We start from the raw sequence: 15,756 nt of genomic DNA, 5'->3' as shown, positions 1-15,756 counted from the left end.
TTTTATTTAGAAAAGCATTTACTTTTTCTTTTTAGAGTTTTCTGTATTCGAAAAATCAGTAGTAGCGGTTAACTCAGCAATCTTCACAATGACATCAATGGCTTTTTGCATACTCTCAACTGGTACATATTCGTACTTACCATGAAAATTGTGTCCTCCAGCAAAGATGTTCGGACAAGGCAATCCCATATACGACAAGCGACAACCATCAGTACCACCTCGAATCGGTTTTATCAACGGTTTAATGTTCAATTCTTTCATGGCTTGTTCGGCTAAATCTACTATATATTTTACCGGTTGTACCATTTCTTTCATATTGTAGTATTGGTCTTTAATCTCCGATACGACAATATCTTCACCAAATTGTTTGGCAAATTGCTTGTTGAATTTCTTAGTAATTTTGTGAATGTAGTCTTTACGTTTTTTAAAATTCTTAGCGTTAAAATCACGAATAATCAATTCTAAGACTGTTTCTTCGATACTTCCACTCAAATGGTGAACGTGGTAAAAACCTTCGTAACCTTTCGTGTCTTGAGGTGTTTCTTTTTTCGGAAGCTCGTTTAAGAAATCGTTGGCAATCAACATCGAATTGATCATTTTTCCTTTAGCATAGCCAGGATGCACACTTTTTCCTTTAAAGATAATTTTAGCTCCTGCCGCATTAAAATTTTCATATTCCAACTCTCCAATCTGACTTCCATCCATGGTGTAAGCCCATTGTGCTCCAAATTTTTCCACATCAAATAAATCGGCACCTCGACCAATTTCTTCATCCGGTGTAAATCCTACACGAATTTTTCCGTGTTTAATGTCTGGATTCTGAATCAGATATTCCATTGCAGTCACAATTTCGGTCAGTCCAGCTTTGTCGTCAGCACCAAGCAAAGTCGTTCCGTCGGTAGTAATCAAGGTTTGTCCATTGTACTGTTTCAAATCTTTGAAATAACTTGGAGACAACACAATGTTTTGTTCAGCATTCAATACAATATCGCCACCATCGTAGTTGCTAACAATTTGTGGTTTTACATTCAATCCAGTAAAATCTGGTGTCGTATCGTAATGCGAAACAAATCCAATTGTAGGCACTTCATAAGCGACATTGCTTTCTAAAGTTCCCATAACATAACCGTTTTCATCAATTGTGACATCGGTCATTCCAATTTTATTCAATTCTTCAACTAATAAGTTTGCCAATACCAATTGTTTTTTGGTACTCGGTGTTGTTTTCGAATTCGGATCAGATTCCGTATCGATGATAACGTAACTTATAAATCGGTCTATAATGTGTTGCATGTTTTTAAATTTTAAGTGGAGCAAATATACAAATTTGCTAGTAGGATTTTTCAGTTGTGTAGCGAGTTTATTTTACCACAAGGTCATATTTCAAGAGCAATCCTTTCAAACCTTCTAAAGAAAATTGTGCTTTCTTCAACTTGTTTTTTTCGGGATCTATAATAAAATCATAGCTCGTGCTAAAATCGGCTTTGTTGGCAATAGTATTTTCAAAAACGGCTTTTCGCAAATTGCAATTATCAAATAGTGCTTCGGTCAAATCGCTATTCATAAAATCAACGGCAATCATACTGCAATTGATGAACTGCATTTTCTTCAATTTCAAGGCATAAAACTTCGCATAATCCAACAAGCAATCTTTGAATCCAAAATCATAAATCACTTGATCGGTCATAGCAAAGTTCACATTGGTAAAATTGCATTTGGTGAAAAAAGCGCCGCGTAACGAAACATAATTTATCTTGGTATCATTAAAATTGCAATCAAAAAAATTGCAATCAATAAAGGTTACTGCCATAAAATCACACTGAGTGAAATCGCAATTGTGGAAGTTGCAATTTTCAAAATCTTTGTATTTGATGTCTTTTTCTTCAAATGTTTTTCCTTCAATTTCTTGGTCTAAAATATAATCTGCGCTCATCTATTGGTTTTATATTTTGTAAAATTAAACATTTTCAACGACTACTTTAACTAAAAATTAGTATTCGTTTTGTTGACTTCTGTACTTTATATACTAATTTTATATGCTATGGAAAAGAACAGTAAAAAAGGATTTTTATTCAAGAAATACGAAGCGCCCAATCTTTCGCCATTTGATAAACTTTTTGAGATTTTCAAGGAGTTAATTACCCATACTTCAGGCGATTTTGACGAAGCTATCGATTGGTTACGGCAATTGGATGTCGAATACAAACTTACCGACGAAAACTATACCATCGACGATTTTATAGAAGACTTAAAGAAAAAAGGCTACATCCGCGAAGAACTCAAAGACGACGGAACTTCGGGAACTGGCATTACAGCCAAAACCGAAAGAGCAATCCGTCAATCGGCTTTGGATCAGATTTTTGGAAATCTTAAAAAATCAGGTACTGGAAACCACAAAACCAAGTATTCTGGAAATGGCGACGAGCTCACAGGCGAGTTCCGCGAATACCATTTTGGTGATGGTCTTGAAAACATCTCGTTAACCGAAAGTTTACGCAACGCACAAATCAATAATGGTGTCGACGATTTTAAGTTGACGGAAAGTGACTTAGTAGTTGAAGATGCGCAATTCAAAGCTCAAATGAGTACGGTTTTGATGATTGACATCAGCCACAGCATGATCTTGTATGGTGAAGACCGCATTACACCTGCCAAAAAAGTGGCAATGGCTTTAGCCGAATTAATTACAACGCGCTACCCTAAAGATACCATCGATATTTTGGTTTTCGGAAACGATGCTTGGCCTATTTCTATCAAAGAATTACCGTATCTCAAAGTTGGTCCATACCATACCAATACGGTTGCCGGATTACAATTAGCAATGGACATGCTGCGTAGAAAACGAAATACCAACAAGCAAATTTTCATGATAACCGATGGTAAACCAAGTTGCGTTCGTGAAAAAGATGGAACGTATTACATGAACAGTAACGGATTAGACGAATACATCGTTGAACAGTGCTATAACCAAGCGGCACAAGCTAGAAAATTGCACATTCCAATTACAACGTTCATGATTGCAAACGATCCGTATTTGCAGAAATTCGTAAACCGATTTACCGAAGCCAATCAAGGTAAAGCCTTTTATACCGGATTGAAAGGTTTGGGAGAAATGATTTTTGAAGATTATGAATCAAATAGAAAGAAGAAGATTAAATAAATTATTATGAATTTAAAATTTAAAATTTTAAATGCTGTAGCGATGGAATTTAAAATTTAAAATTTAGCATTTAAAATTAAAAAATTATATGAAAGACATAAAAACATTAGCAGAATTAAAAAAATCAGGATACGTTTCAAGAAGTATCAAAGACGAATTGCGTGATAATTTACGAACGAAAATAAAATCGGGTAAGCCTGTTTTTGAAGGCGTTCACGGATTTGAAAATACCGTAATTCCCGAATTAGAACGCGCCATTTTATCGCGACACAACATCAATTTACTTGGATTGCGCGGTCAGGCGAAAACACGTTTGGCAAGAAAAATGATTGAATTATTAGACGAATACATGCCTATTGTTGCGGGTTCAGAAATTAACGACGATCCATTAAATCCGATTTCACGATTTGCTAAAGATATAATTGCCGAAAAAGGCGATGCGACGCCAATTGCATGGATTCACAGAAGTGAGCGTTTTTCTGAAAAACTAGCCACGCCAGATGTAACCGTAGCCGATTTAATCGGTGATGTCGATCCGATAAAAGCAGCTAATTTGAAACTTTCATATGCTGATGATCGCGTAATTCACTTCGGAATGATTCCGAGAGCCAACCGTTGCATTTTTGTTATCAACGAATTACCCGATTTGCAAGCCCGAATTCAAGTGGCTTTATTCAACATATTGCAAGAAGGCGATATTCAAATTCGTGGTTTCAAACTGCGAATGCCGTTAGACATGCAATTTGTCTTCACAGCCAACCCAGAAGATTACACCAATCGTGGAAGCATTGTAACGCCGTTGAAAGACAGAATTGGTTCACAAATTCTAACACATTATCCAGAAACCGTTGCCATCGCGAGAACTATTACGCACCAAGAAGCGAAATTAGATCAAAAGCAATCGGATGCGGTTCATGTTCCTAATTTAGCGAAAGATTTATTAGAGCAAATTAGCTTTGAAGCCCGCGAAAGCGAATACATTGATGCCAAAAGTGGTGTAAGTGCGCGTATGAGTATTACGGCTTATGAAAATTTATTGAGTACGGCCGAACGAAGAGCTTTGTTGTCTGGAGCGGATTATACAGCAGTTAGACTATCCGATTTTATGGGAATTATTCCAGCCATTACGGGTAAAGTTGAATTGGTTTATGAAGGCGAACAAGAAGGCGCTGCTTTCGTTGCAGAACAATTGATTAGTGATGCCATCAAAACCTATTTCCCAGCCTTTTTCCCGAAAATAGAAAAACTGGAGCGCGACGCAGATGCAAGTCCGTATGCCAAAATACTAGAATGGTTTTTCGCCGAAACAGGTTTCGAATTATTAGACGATGCCACCGACGAAGAGTACAGAAAACAATTGGACGAAGTAAAACCTTTAGAAGATTTGATTCAGAAATACCAACCGGAAACACCAGCGGAAGACCGTTATTTCTTGAAAGAATTTGTACTTTGGGGATTGGTAAAATACGACAAACTTAGTAAAGATCGAGTAGAAGTAGGCTATCAGTTTAAGGATTTATACAGCAGTTACATCAATAAATTGTAACACAGCTTCAAATTAATATATAACCCTCGCAGCGTTCAAAACGCTTCGAGGGTTTTTAAATAATTACGGATTAGTAGTCCAAAGAAGCCGATTTCAATATCGCTCGTTTCGGCAATTTAAGACCTAAAGCAATAAGCTATAAAGTTTTAATTTATAAAGGTTATTAATGCTTCGCCATTTGCTGCAGCTTCTGAAAAGGTAACTTTTATTATTTTAAAATTATCATCTAAATAGTCAAACGCCTCAGCACCATCGTCCCAGATTGTTGGGTAAACTTCCAGTTCGTTCATCCGATTTGGATTGTATTTTTCTTTTAATTCTTCTGACGAAATTCGTGAAATTTTAGTATTAAAATACGCTACTTGCTCTGGAGTTAGATAATGTGCTGGTCCATATCCCATATCTTGCTCTTCGTCTAGTAATTGTCCGCTAAATAAAATGCTAACTAATTCATCGGTAGCATTTTGAATGTTTTCTCCAGTTAATAAATAGATAATTCCTTCCCAAGATTTATCAATATCAACCAAATCTTCGTCTTCAGTAGTAGTGTTGTAAATTCGTTCTTCAAGTATAGAACTATCTTTTAAATAATCTTCAAGTTCATCCTTAGTTACTCGAAGTAAGTTTCCTATCATACCCATAAATCTATTTTTTTAATGATGTAGTTACAAAGATAAAAATAGGATTGAATCATATGGGTTTTCATTTAAAAAACTTGGTACTACTATCGTCTCTTCGAGTGATTTTCTATTTTGAAAAACACTAGTTTTTAAAGTATAAAATTGACCCGAGGCTTGCCGAACTGATCGAAGCTAATCGAGAACTAATATGCACAAAAGTTCTCGCTACAATTTTGCTCCACTTCATTCCACAAAATCACTCGAAGTGACGGTAGTAGAGTGTTGACGTTTAGTAGTTTTAACTATTGCTTTGAAAATCAAATCTTCAATTAACCACCACCGTCACTTCGAGTGATTTTTAGAGGTAAAAATGCAAATTTTTATCTCTAAAAATTGTATCGAGAACTATTGAAAAAAGCTCGTTATAAATTTAGTATCATCAATTCACTACCACCGTCACTTCGAGTGATTTTTATAAAATTGCGTCCAGCCATTTTATAAAAATTGACCCGAGGCTTGCCGAACTGAGCGAAGCTAATCGAGAACTTTTGAAAATATATTTGAACTAACTACCACCCTAACTTCGATTGATTTTCTATTTTGAAAACGCTAGTTTTTAAAGTATAAAATTGACCCGAGATTTGCCGAACTGATCTAAGCTAATCGAGAATTTATACAAATTATTTTCTATTTTTGTTTTATGCAACAATCCTATGTTTATATATTGAAATGCGCTGATAATTCATATTACACTGGTGTAACAAGTAATCTTGAGCAAAGAATGTTTCAACATAATACTGGTTTTTACCCAGATTGTTATACGGCAAGAAGAAGGCCACTAGAGTTGGTTTTTTATTGTGAGTTTACGGATATTAACTTAGCTATAGAGACAGAAAAACAAATAAAAAAATGGTCAAGAGCGAAAAAAGAAGCCCTGATTAACGAACTTTTCGATGATCTACCTAATCTAGCTAAAAAGAAGTTTAAATAATATTGAAAATCGAAGTGAAGGTAATAGAGTGTTTTTGAGTAAAAGCCTTTACATTTTGTGCAATTTAGTTCTCGATACAATTTTGCTCCACTTTATTCCACAAAATCACTCGAAGTGACGGTGGTAGAGTGTTGACGTTTAGTAGTTTTAACTATTGCTTTGAAAATCAAATCTTCAATTAACCACCGCCATTTCGATACTAAATCTTAAACAAGTAAATTGTCAATTCACCACCACCGTCACTTCGAGTGATTTTTAGAGGTAAAAATGCAAATTTTTATCTCTAAAAATTGTATCGAGAACTTTTGAAAAAAGCTCGTTATAAATTTAGTATCATCAATTAAGCACCTCCGGTAATTCGAGTTATTTTTATAAAATTGCGATTAGCCATTTTATAAAATAGACCCGAGGCTTGCCGAACTGAGCGAAGCTAATCGAGAACTAATATGCACAAAAGTTCTCGATACAATTTTGCTCCACTTCATTCCACAAAATCACTCGAAGTGACGGTAGTAGAGTGTTGACGTTTAGTAGTTTTAACTATTGCTTTGAAAATCAAATCTTCAATTAACCACCACCGTCACTTCGAGTGATTTTTAGAGGTAAAAATGCAAATTTTTATCTCTAAAAATTGTATCGAGAACTAATGAAAAAAGCTCGTTATAAATTTAGTATCATCAATTCACTACCACCGTCACTTCGAGTGATTTTTATAAAATTGCGTCCAGCCATTTTATAAAAATAGACCCGAGGCTTGCCGAACTAATCGAAGCTAATCGAGAATTAATATGCAAAAAAAGTTCTCGATACAATTTTGCTCCACTTCATTCCACAAAATCACTCGAAGTGACGGTGGTAGAGTGTTGACGTTTAGTAGTTTTAACTATTTGTGCAATTTAGTTCTCGATACAATTTTGCTCCACTTCATTCCACAAAATCACTCGAAGTGACGGTAGTAGAGTGTTGACGTTTAGTAGTTTTAACTATTTGTGCAATTTAGTTCTCGATACAATTTTGCTCCACTTCATTTCACAAAATCACTCGAAGTGACGGTAGTAGAGTGTTGATGTGTAGTAGTTTAAACTTTCACTGTGATTTAGGAAATCTAATCGAGTACTATATAAAACATAAACTTCATTATACAGTATCAATAAATAACCCTCGCAGCGTTCAAAACGCTGCGAGGGTTTGATATTATCTAGGATTTTACAACCCTTCGAGATTTACTTTATAACTACGGATTTGTAGACCACAACGAAGCGGATTTCAACATCGCTCGTCTCGGCAAATTAAGCCCCATAACAATAAGCTCTGCAAAGTCTTCGGGCTGCAATACTTTCTCTACATTACCATCTGTGATGCCTAATTCTAACGACATGTCCGATGCTATGGTACTTGGTGTTAACGTGCAAACGCGAATGTTATTTTTTCTAACTTCTTTCATCAAAGCTTCCGAAAGTCCGATAACGGCAAATTTCGATGCGGAATACGCCGAAGTATTTGCATTACCAGTAATTCCTGCCGTTGAAGAAACATTGATGATATCACCTTGATTTTTTGCAACCAGAAAAGGTAAAACCTCTTTCGTTACATAGTACATTCCCATTACATTCGTTTGAATAATAGCGTTCCATTTTTCAGGACTCATTTCTAAAAAACTTCCAAAAGCAGCAATTCCGGCATTGTTTACCAAAATATCTACCGATTCAAATTGGTGCAGGATGCGTTCAATACCAACTTTTACCTCAGCATGATTGCCAACATCAAAAGTTTCATAAATGGCATTGACGCCATACGATTGCAATTCGGCAACCGTTTCAACTAAGTTTTGTTCGTTTCTACCTGTAATAGCAACATCAATTCCTTCTTTTGCAAAAGCAATAGCGGTAGCTTTACCTAATCCTTTTCCACCGCCTGTAACAATGGCTTTTTTTCCTTTTAAAGTATTCATGAGTTTTTTTATGCAAATTTACAACACAGATGTTAGATGAAAAGAATTTAACAATACATTATGTCGTGTTATCTTGAGCAAACTATTAACGCAACGTCAAACTAATCACAATCTCGATAAAAATCAAAATCACAATCAGCCATTCCAGTTTCGAGCTTTCGCGTACATTCAACACATCGGTAAAAAGTGTCAAGTTGTCTTCTACAATTTGGAGTCGGTAGTCCAAATCTTTAAAACGTGTATTGATGTCGAAATTGGCTTTCAAGTTCCGGTTCAACACGTCGAGTTCTTCGTTATCCCAAACCAAATTCGGATCGTCCAAAATATACAAATTATCGATAATACTGTTTTTCACGTTCAGTACTTTGCCAATATATTTCAGTAGATTGGTTTTGGAAATACTAATTTTTCCTTGCTTTTCCAATTGCACAATGTAGTGTTTGGAAGACGAAATCAAATCATCCGTTAGGTTTTCATAATAATCCAATGCCACCGATTGCCCAATATTGAGCATTACAATACGCAGCATTGAAGAATCGATTTTGGATACGGTAACATAATTATTTTTGACCACAGGTTTATCAACAGCACTGTTGGTTTCAATGCGGTATTCTTCCGAAAGGTTCAAATCGACCAATTCTGAAGCATAATTTTTCACAAATTGCACCAGTTCACTTTTACCCAAGGTATCATAATTTGCAAAAACAACAACGCCGTAATCAAACAAATACAAAAAGCGATTATCGTCTGGAAAGGAATAAAACAATTCGGTGGTGGAACCCGAATGGGCTTCGGTTTGAAAGTCGGCACGAAACTTTTTGATATTAAACGATTCGGCTAGTTGAATAGCTTCTATCTTGATGTCCATAATGAATTATTTTTTACAAATATATTCAAATACCAAAACAAAGTACACTTTTCAAGGGTCTAAGAATTGATAATAAAAAAGGGTGAACCTAAATTCACCCTTACTGTATTATTTTAAATTGATTGGGATAATCCAATTGTCCCATTTCACTTGTAGTACTGCGGTATCTTCAATAGTGTAAACTAAATTTTCCGATGGACTTTTCGCTACAACCGGTTTTACCGTCACTCGTAACTGATCTTTCTTTTCATCATAATCATATGATCCCCATTGTTTAGCCTCTTTATTAAAAATTATTATTGCGCTATCTTTCTCGGGAATAATAAAAAAAGAATATTTTCCTGCAGGTAGTTGTTTCCCTTCAATAGTGATTGCTTTACTTGTTTCAAATGTAGTTGCGTCATTTGCGCCAGCGCGCCATACCTTGCCAAAAGGTACTAAACTTCCCCAAATTGAGCGACCTTTGACAGACGGACTACCATAATTTATTACAACTTCACTGCCGTTTACCGTTGCTTTGGTTGTTTGTGCTGGACTTGCAGGTTTTTTGTCTTGTGCATTAATTCCAAGTGATACAAATAATAATAATAAAAAAGTGAATTTTGATTTCATTCGATAGTATTTAAAGTTAATAGAGTAATAAAAGTACTTTGATATGTGTACTTCTATACTATTTTTAGCATTATTTTAACTTTTTACCCTGCTATTTTTGTAGTTAAGTCGTGTTAGTGCATTCCGAAAAGTTTTGGTTTCTAGATTAAATTCCGAAAGTAATGTTGTTGCGGTAGTTGGTATTGAGCGAGGAAAATATACGATCCCAATAGGGTAAAATCGCACCGTAATTAGAATTGGTTTCGGCTACTTCTTTACTGTGGTGTACACGGTGAATAGCAGGAGTTACAAGGATAAACCGCAAGAGGTAATCAACTTTAGGATGAAGTTTAATATTAGAATGATGGAGCAATACTACTGGAAACAATACAAGTCCATGCAACATAACCGCACTTAAACTGAAGCCTAATAACGGGAAAATTAAAAAGCGTATTGCATAAGACAGGAGCAACTCCATAAAATGAAAACGGAGTGCGGTGGTGGTGTTCATCTTTTGGTCTTCGTGATGAAACTGATGAAACTTCCATAAAAAAGGAATCGTATGATTCAATCGATGCCACCAGTAAAGAAAACAGTCTAAGAGAATGAAATTTAAAATTAGACCCATGCTAAAATTCCATTCCCATTGTTGCAATAAGCCCCAACGGTTGGCATTAGTGATAGTAATTAGTTTTTGAAAATAGTACCCTGCACTAAAAATGATGACAAGATTTAAAATTCCAATCGCAATGTTTTTAAAATCGTGTTGGCGGTCAAGTAATTCGTTCCTTTGCGGATAAACTTGTTCTGCAAAATAGAGTAAGGTAAAAACAACCCCACAAAACAGCGGTGTACTTGTTTTTAGTAAGTGCAGTAATGTAGCTTCCATAAGATGATTAGTCGAACACTTTGATTCCTTTTTGTTAACTACGTACCCCAAAAAGAGCTGTAGGCATGCACTTGTTCTGTAGTGCCTTTGCTGTTATACACTTTATATCCTTGATTGATCCATTCGAAAGTGGTTTAAAGGTAAGAAATTATTCTTTAAATACTATAAATGTCTCGTTTTACAACCCTGGTATTTTTTTATTTTGAGCAGATAACGTAGTAATTTGAGCAATCCTTTTCTGTCGCGTTGCAGCTGTTTTTGCCAACTTTAAATACCGTAGTACAAACCGCTTATTGGAAGCCGATAATTGTGTAAAAAATAATTCTGCCGCACGGATAGCCTCCAACGATTGTTGTAAATCTTCGGGAACGATTAGCGCATCAACATCATCCATAAAATCCCATAAGCCAGCTTTTTTAGAAGCTGCTACTGCCTGTGCTCCAGACCGATGTACTAGGCCAGCCTGTTCTAAATTGGCATAGCGTACTTTATAGGTTTGACTCCAATGCTCAACGCGTCGTGGTGCAATTAGTTGCATCGTTCGGGTAGCATCTAGTTTTCTGCGAATGCCATCAATCCATCCAAAACACAGTAGTTGGTCAAGTACTTCTTGTACCGAAACGTAGTATTCTGGAACCTCTTTTTTATAAGTAACTAGCCAAACACTTTTGGTTTGTGTGTGATGTTGCAGTAACCATTCGCGCAAAGAGGCAGCAGAAGTTATGTGTACTTGTTCAAAATTTTCTGTGGATATCATAGCAATCAATGGTTATTATGGTTGCACTTTTTTGGTAGCACTAAGTTGCAAAATAGTTGCTACATTCTCGCAAGCCACACCCTGTTTCTAAAAAAAGTTTTTTAAAAGTAAAACATAATGTAGTAAGAGTCAATGGTTATTCGGTCATTTTTATGCGGGGTAAATTAATTTCGTGTGCTTGCGGATAGGGAGCACGTTCGGTAGTGCTGATATCGCCTCTAAGTTGCTCGGTGGTTTTAAATTGCAAGGCAGTAGAGTTGGCATACCGCGGATCGGGTTTGAAAGGCATTTTTGCCATTTTAGAAATGGTAATGGTTGGGAAATGATAATCTACTTCAACAGTACCTAACAACAAATAACAACCACCGCCTTTAAACGAATAGTTAATCAAACTTTTAGGAAAATGTGCGGTGTCAAAATAGTCGCCGTTAACATCAATCCACGTTCCAAAGTACATCATTCCAGCTTTCGTTGGCACTTGTTTTATTGAGACCAAATAGGCAATTAATTTCACTTCTTTTTTGAGATATTGCACAAGATTTTGAGCTACAACCTCACTTTTATACTGTGTTTCTAACAAGTCAAATGGTGTGCACGATACTGGAAAACCCAACAATTCCATCTCATCAAAGGCGTCTTCTAAAGCCGAACGTTCTATCAACGGAAATTGAAATGCTTTAACAGGTTCTTCAAGCAATAGCATCGGACTTGCTGCAGGTTTTTGATGGATTAAAAGGATGCGCGCTTCAACAATAAGTTGGCTTTTAGTTTTGCCCGTACTTCTAAAAGCTCCAATAAAAATTAGGGTTTGAAGGCTTTCCAATCCTATGGGTACTCTGCTGATAAATTGGTCAATAGAGGTAAAGTCACCGTGCAATTCACGTTCTGATACAATACTTTGTATGAATTCACTGTTCAAATTGTGTAGCAGTCCAAAACCCAAATACACATCGGTACCATAAACAGTGGTTTCGAAATAACTGCGATTAATACACGGATTGTGAATGGTAGCACCACTCATTTTGGCTTCGTGAATGTAGATTTCAGTTCGGTAAAAACCACCACCATTGTTGATGGCAGCTACCATAAATTCGATACCATAATAGACTTTTAGATACAAACTTTGGTAACTCTCTACAGCATAAGAGGCGGAATGGGCTTTACAAAACGAATAACCAGCAAAACTTTCAATTTGGCGGTATACTTCCTGACTCAATTGTAGCGGATGTCCTTTCTTTGCGCACGATACAAAAAACTGATCTTTTACCGTTTGCAGTTCTTGCAACGAACGACCTTTTCCGCTAATAGCACGACGCAAGATGTCACCATACGACGCTTCTAAACCGGCATAATGTAATGCTATTTTTATCACATCTTCTTGATACACCATTACACCATAGGTTTCGCCCAACTGTTCTTGAAAAACTTGATGAAAATATTCGAAGCGATCGGGATGGTTGTGTCTAAAAATGTACTCGCGCATCATACCACTTTGTGCCACACCCGGACGAATGATACTTGAAGCCGCAACCAAAGTTTTATAATTGTCACATTTTAAACGTCGTAACAAACCCCGCATGGCCGGACTTTCAATATAAAAACAACCTAAAGTTTTGCCAATACTCAACCACTCGTTGCACTTGCTCTCGTTTTTAGACAATGAAATATCGGCAATATCAACAGTGATGCCTCTGTTTTTGGCAATAATTTTAACGGCTTCATCAATAGTTCCTAAACCGCGTTGGCTCAAAATATCAAATTTTTCAAAACCAATATCCTCGGCAACGTGCATATCAAATTGTACAATAGGAAATCCTTTTGGAGGCATTTCGAGCGCCGTGAAATTAGTAATAGGTTCTTCTGAAATGATGATACCACACGAGTGCATGCTGCGTTGGTTGGGATATTTTTCGAGCATCATGCCATATTCTTGTACATATTTTACTACCGAATTGGTGTCTATTGCTCTTCCTTTAGCTTTCGACAAGCCGTCGAGTTCTTCTTTCGACAAACCAAAAACTTTACCTACTTCTCTAAAAATAGAACGGTATTTGAATTCCACATTAGTACCACAAAACGCTACGTGATTTGGATCAAACCGCTTAAAAATATAATCCAAAATATAATCGCGCTCGCGCCACGACCAATCGATATCAAAGTCGGGTGGACTTTTTCGGTTTTCATTCAAGAATCGTTCAAAGTATAAATCGAGTTCTATAGGGCAAATATCGGTTATACCAAGGCAATAACTCACAATACTGTTGGCACCACTACCGCGGCCTACGTGCATAAAACCTTGACTTTTGCTGTATTGTATGATATCCCAAGTAATTAAAAAATAACCACTAAAGTTCAAATCATTAATTACTTTCAGCTCTTTTATGATGCGTGCTTGTGCTTCTTTGTGGTTAGGACCATACCGTTTTTGCAAGCCACTTTTAGCCAAATTTTCGAGCAACAAGCGATCACCTTCTTTGCTTTTGGTATAAAACTTTTTGTTGCGTGGCGTTTTAAAATCAAAAGTAAAATTACATGCTTCAATCACCGCTTCGGTGCGCGCTATGAGTTCGGGATAATCGGTATAATGTGCTACGAGTTGCACTACAGGCTGTAGTACTTCGGTGGTGCTACAAATGTCGGTAGGAGTTAATTTAGAGAGCAATGTATTGTTGTCAATAGCACGAAGAATACGATGCAAGTTGTATTCTTTTTTGGTGCTAAAGGTTACCGGTTGCAGGACAACCGCATTGGGTATCCAGCGTTGCCATTCGGATTTGAATAGTTTGATTACTTCGTGAGGTTGTATGCCAACATACTCATAAGGTCGTAGCATATCGGGAACATTGTGACTAGGATAAAGCAGCACAACGTTTTCAAAGAGCGGTGCTTCGTTTGGCAAATCAGTTTTAGATAAATTGTGTTGCGTCAACCAGCGGCACAGTTCACCAATGCCTTTTTGATTTTTGGCTAAACCAATATAAAGCAGCTGGTTATGGCGTCTAAACTCCATGCCAACAACTGCTTTAATCTGCGCTTCATCACAAAGTTTTTTAAACTCATAAATACCAGTTACAGTGTTGATATCGGTCAATGCCAACGAAGTGAGTCCTAAACTTTTGGCTTGTGCAACAAGTGCAGATATTGGTATAGTGCCATAACGCAAGCTATGGTAGGAGTGGCAGTTGAGGTACATGCTATTTTGTTTTTTGTTTTAAAATAGTGCCCAAAGAGCTTCTTGAAACGGCATCAATCCCAAACCTGTTTTTGATTTTGTCAATGGCTTGATACAGCGATAGCATTTCGGTAGTATCTTCAAACATATTGATTTGATAGGTACCTCGAACCAAACCGGTAAAGCGAATACCAATAAGTCGCAAACGCATGCGTCGCGTGTACAGTTTTGTAAATAAATCTAAGGCTGTTGTTGTTAAAACATGATCAAACGAGGTGTAGGGAATTTTCAGTTGTTTGGTTTCGGTATCAAAATTATTGTATCTAATTTTCACTACCACGGTCGAAGCCAAAAGAACTTCGGTGCGCAATTGATACGACAATTGTGCTACCATTCTGGTGAGTAACGACTTGATGGCCGTCAAATCAATAGTGTCTTGGTCAAAGGTATGCTCGGTCGAAATCGATTTTCGTTCCGTGTACGGCTCAACAGGGTTGTTGTCAATTCCGTTGGCTTTTTTCCAAATTTCGACCCCATTTTTACCAATCATTTGTTGCAATACTTCCACAGGCATTTGGGCTAGCGTTTGAATATTTCGAATGCCAATGCGCGACAACAATTGAAAGGTAACTTCACCCAACATAGGTATTTTCTGAATCGGTAGCGGATTTAAAAACGGCTGTACATTGGGCGCTTTGATTTCTAGTTTTCCCAGTGGTTTGGCTTCTCCAGTACCAATTTTGGAAACCGTTTTGTTTACCGATAGCGCAAAGCTAATAGGCAAACCGCTTTCTTTTTGAATCTTGGTCGCCAATTCGCTAGTCCAATGGTAGCAGCCAAAAAACTTATCCATTCCTGTTATGTCCAGATAAAATTCGTCGATACTGGCTTTTTCAACCACTGGAGCAACTTCTTTTAAAAGCGCAGTTACCTCGTGCGACTTATTCGAATAGTATTCCATATCGCCTTTAATTACGGAAGCTTGCGGACAGAGGCGTAGGGCATACTTAATAGGCATTGCCGAGCGTACACCAAATTTTCGGGCTTCATAAGAGCAAGAAGCCACCACACCACGATCGGCGTTACCTCCAATAATAAGAGGTAATCCAACGAGTTTTGGGTTCATCAACCGCTCGCACGAGACAAAAAAAGTGTCTAAATCCATATGTACAATTGCACGACTCATTTGGGTAATTTCAGGGATGTTTTAA

General features: G+C 36.8%; 13 protein-coding genes. 3 read left to right on the top strand and 10 right to left on the bottom strand.

Annotated elements, in window-relative coordinates; genetic code table 11:
* Window positions 1-18: 18 nt before the first annotated feature.
* Window positions 19-1,293 carry a peptidase T gene (gene pepT / locus ACZ098_RS00965; protein WP_487309859.1) on the bottom strand — a complete coding sequence of 425 codons (1,275 nt, stop codon included), beginning with the start codon at window positions 1,291-1,293 and terminating at the stop codon, window positions 19-21.
* 67 nt (window positions 1,294-1,360) lie between these two features.
* A complete protein-coding gene (locus ACZ098_RS00960; RefSeq protein WP_487309858.1) occupies window positions 1,361-1,933 on the bottom strand; it encodes a pentapeptide repeat-containing protein in 573 nt (190 codons plus the stop codon).
* Between the two features lie 108 nt (window positions 1,934-2,041).
* On the opposite strand from ACZ098_RS00960, the gene ACZ098_RS00955 reads away from it, so the two are divergent.
* Window positions 2,042-3,160 carry a vWA domain-containing protein gene (locus ACZ098_RS00955; RefSeq protein WP_487309857.1) on the top strand — a complete coding sequence of 373 codons (1,119 nt, stop codon included), beginning with the start codon at window positions 2,042-2,044 and terminating at the stop codon, window positions 3,158-3,160.
* Window positions 3,161-3,248: 88 nt separating this feature from the next.
* Window positions 3,249-4,706, top strand: coding sequence for a MoxR family ATPase (locus tag ACZ098_RS00950; RefSeq protein ID WP_487309856.1), 1,458 nt, complete (start codon window positions 3,249-3,251; stop codon window positions 4,704-4,706).
* A 146-nt stretch (window positions 4,707-4,852) separates the two neighbouring features.
* Here the strand turns inward: ACZ098_RS00950 and ACZ098_RS00945 are convergent, their stop codons facing one another.
* On the bottom strand, window positions 4,853-5,347 hold the full coding sequence (locus tag ACZ098_RS00945; protein ID WP_487309855.1) for a YfbM family protein: 495 nt from the start codon (window positions 5,345-5,347) through the stop codon (window positions 4,853-4,855).
* A gap of 679 nt (window positions 5,348-6,026) precedes the next feature.
* Here ACZ098_RS00945 and ACZ098_RS00940 point away from each other — a divergent pair.
* On the top strand, window positions 6,027-6,317 hold the full coding sequence (locus tag ACZ098_RS00940; protein WP_487309854.1) for a GIY-YIG nuclease family protein: 291 nt from the start codon (window positions 6,027-6,029) through the stop codon (window positions 6,315-6,317).
* A gap of 1,234 nt (window positions 6,318-7,551) precedes the next feature.
* Here ACZ098_RS00940 and ACZ098_RS00935 read toward each other — a convergent pair.
* From ACZ098_RS00935 to dinB, 7 genes are all read right to left on the bottom strand, one after another.
* Entirely contained in the window at window positions 7,552-8,268 is a 717-nt protein-coding gene (locus ACZ098_RS00935) for a 3-ketoacyl-ACP reductase (protein ID WP_487309853.1), read from the bottom strand.
* 85 nt (window positions 8,269-8,353) lie between these two features.
* A complete protein-coding gene (locus ACZ098_RS00930) occupies window positions 8,354-9,136 on the bottom strand; it encodes an RMD1 family protein (RefSeq protein ID WP_487309852.1) in 783 nt (260 codons plus the stop codon).
* 108 nt (window positions 9,137-9,244) lie between these two features.
* On the bottom strand, window positions 9,245-9,748 hold the full coding sequence (locus ACZ098_RS00925) for a DUF2911 domain-containing protein (protein ID WP_487309851.1): 504 nt from the start codon (window positions 9,746-9,748) through the stop codon (window positions 9,245-9,247).
* A 145-nt stretch (window positions 9,749-9,893) separates the two neighbouring features.
* Window positions 9,894-10,616 carry a sterol desaturase family protein gene (locus tag ACZ098_RS00920; RefSeq protein ID WP_487309850.1) on the bottom strand — a complete coding sequence of 241 codons (723 nt, stop codon included), beginning with the start codon at window positions 10,614-10,616 and terminating at the stop codon, window positions 9,894-9,896.
* Window positions 10,617-10,794: 178 nt separating this feature from the next.
* Window positions 10,795-11,373 (bottom strand): YdeI/OmpD-associated family protein, encoded by a 579-nt coding sequence (locus tag ACZ098_RS00915; RefSeq protein ID WP_487309849.1) that lies wholly within the window; start codon window positions 11,371-11,373, stop codon window positions 10,795-10,797.
* A 136-nt stretch (window positions 11,374-11,509) separates the two neighbouring features.
* Window positions 11,510-14,566: a DNA polymerase III subunit alpha gene (locus tag ACZ098_RS00910; protein ID WP_487309848.1), complete on the bottom strand. Its 3,057-nt coding sequence runs from the start codon at window positions 14,564-14,566 to the stop codon at window positions 11,510-11,512.
* A gap of 1 nt (window position 14,567) precedes the next feature.
* Entirely contained in the window at window positions 14,568-15,731 is a 1,164-nt protein-coding gene (gene dinB / locus ACZ098_RS00905) for a DNA polymerase IV (protein WP_487309847.1), read from the bottom strand.
* Window positions 15,732-15,756 lie beyond the last annotated feature (25 nt).

The organism is Flavobacterium sp. SP2 (assembly GCF_057626655.1).
This window is presented reverse-complemented; position numbering and strand designations above follow the sequence as displayed.

Excerpts from the sequence above, each read along its gene's own strand:
- pepT (WP_487309859.1), bottom strand. The coding sequence starts at position 1,293 with ATGCAACACATTATAGACCGATTTATAAGTTACGTTATCATCGATACG.
- ACZ098_RS00960 (WP_487309858.1), bottom strand. The coding sequence starts at position 1,933 with ATGAGCGCAGATTATATTTTAGACCAAGAAATTGAAGGAAAAACATTT.
- ACZ098_RS00955 (WP_487309857.1), top strand. The coding sequence starts at position 2,042 with ATGGAAAAGAACAGTAAAAAAGGATTTTTATTCAAGAAATACGAAGCG.
- ACZ098_RS00950 (WP_487309856.1), top strand. The coding sequence starts at position 3,249 with ATGAAAGACATAAAAACATTAGCAGAATTAAAAAAATCAGGATACGTT.
- ACZ098_RS00945 (WP_487309855.1), bottom strand. The coding sequence starts at position 5,347 with ATGGGTATGATAGGAAACTTACTTCGAGTAACTAAGGATGAACTTGAA.
- ACZ098_RS00940 (WP_487309854.1), top strand. The coding sequence starts at position 6,027 with ATGCAACAATCCTATGTTTATATATTGAAATGCGCTGATAATTCATAT.
- ACZ098_RS00935 (WP_487309853.1), bottom strand. The coding sequence starts at position 8,268 with ATGAATACTTTAAAAGGAAAAAAAGCCATTGTTACAGGCGGTGGAAAA.
- ACZ098_RS00930 (WP_487309852.1), bottom strand. The coding sequence starts at position 9,136 with ATGGACATCAAGATAGAAGCTATTCAACTAGCCGAATCGTTTAATATC.
- ACZ098_RS00925 (WP_487309851.1), bottom strand. The coding sequence starts at position 9,748 with ATGAAATCAAAATTCACTTTTTTATTATTATTATTTGTATCACTTGGA.
- ACZ098_RS00920 (WP_487309850.1), bottom strand. The coding sequence starts at position 10,616 with ATGGAAGCTACATTACTGCACTTACTAAAAACAAGTACACCGCTGTTT.
- ACZ098_RS00915 (WP_487309849.1), bottom strand. The coding sequence starts at position 11,373 with ATGATATCCACAGAAAATTTTGAACAAGTACACATAACTTCTGCTGCC.
- ACZ098_RS00910 (WP_487309848.1), bottom strand. The coding sequence starts at position 14,566 with ATGTACCTCAACTGCCACTCCTACCATAGCTTGCGTTATGGCACTATA.
- dinB (WP_487309847.1), bottom strand. The coding sequence starts at position 15,731 with ATGAGTCGTGCAATTGTACATATGGATTTAGACACTTTTTTTGTCTCG.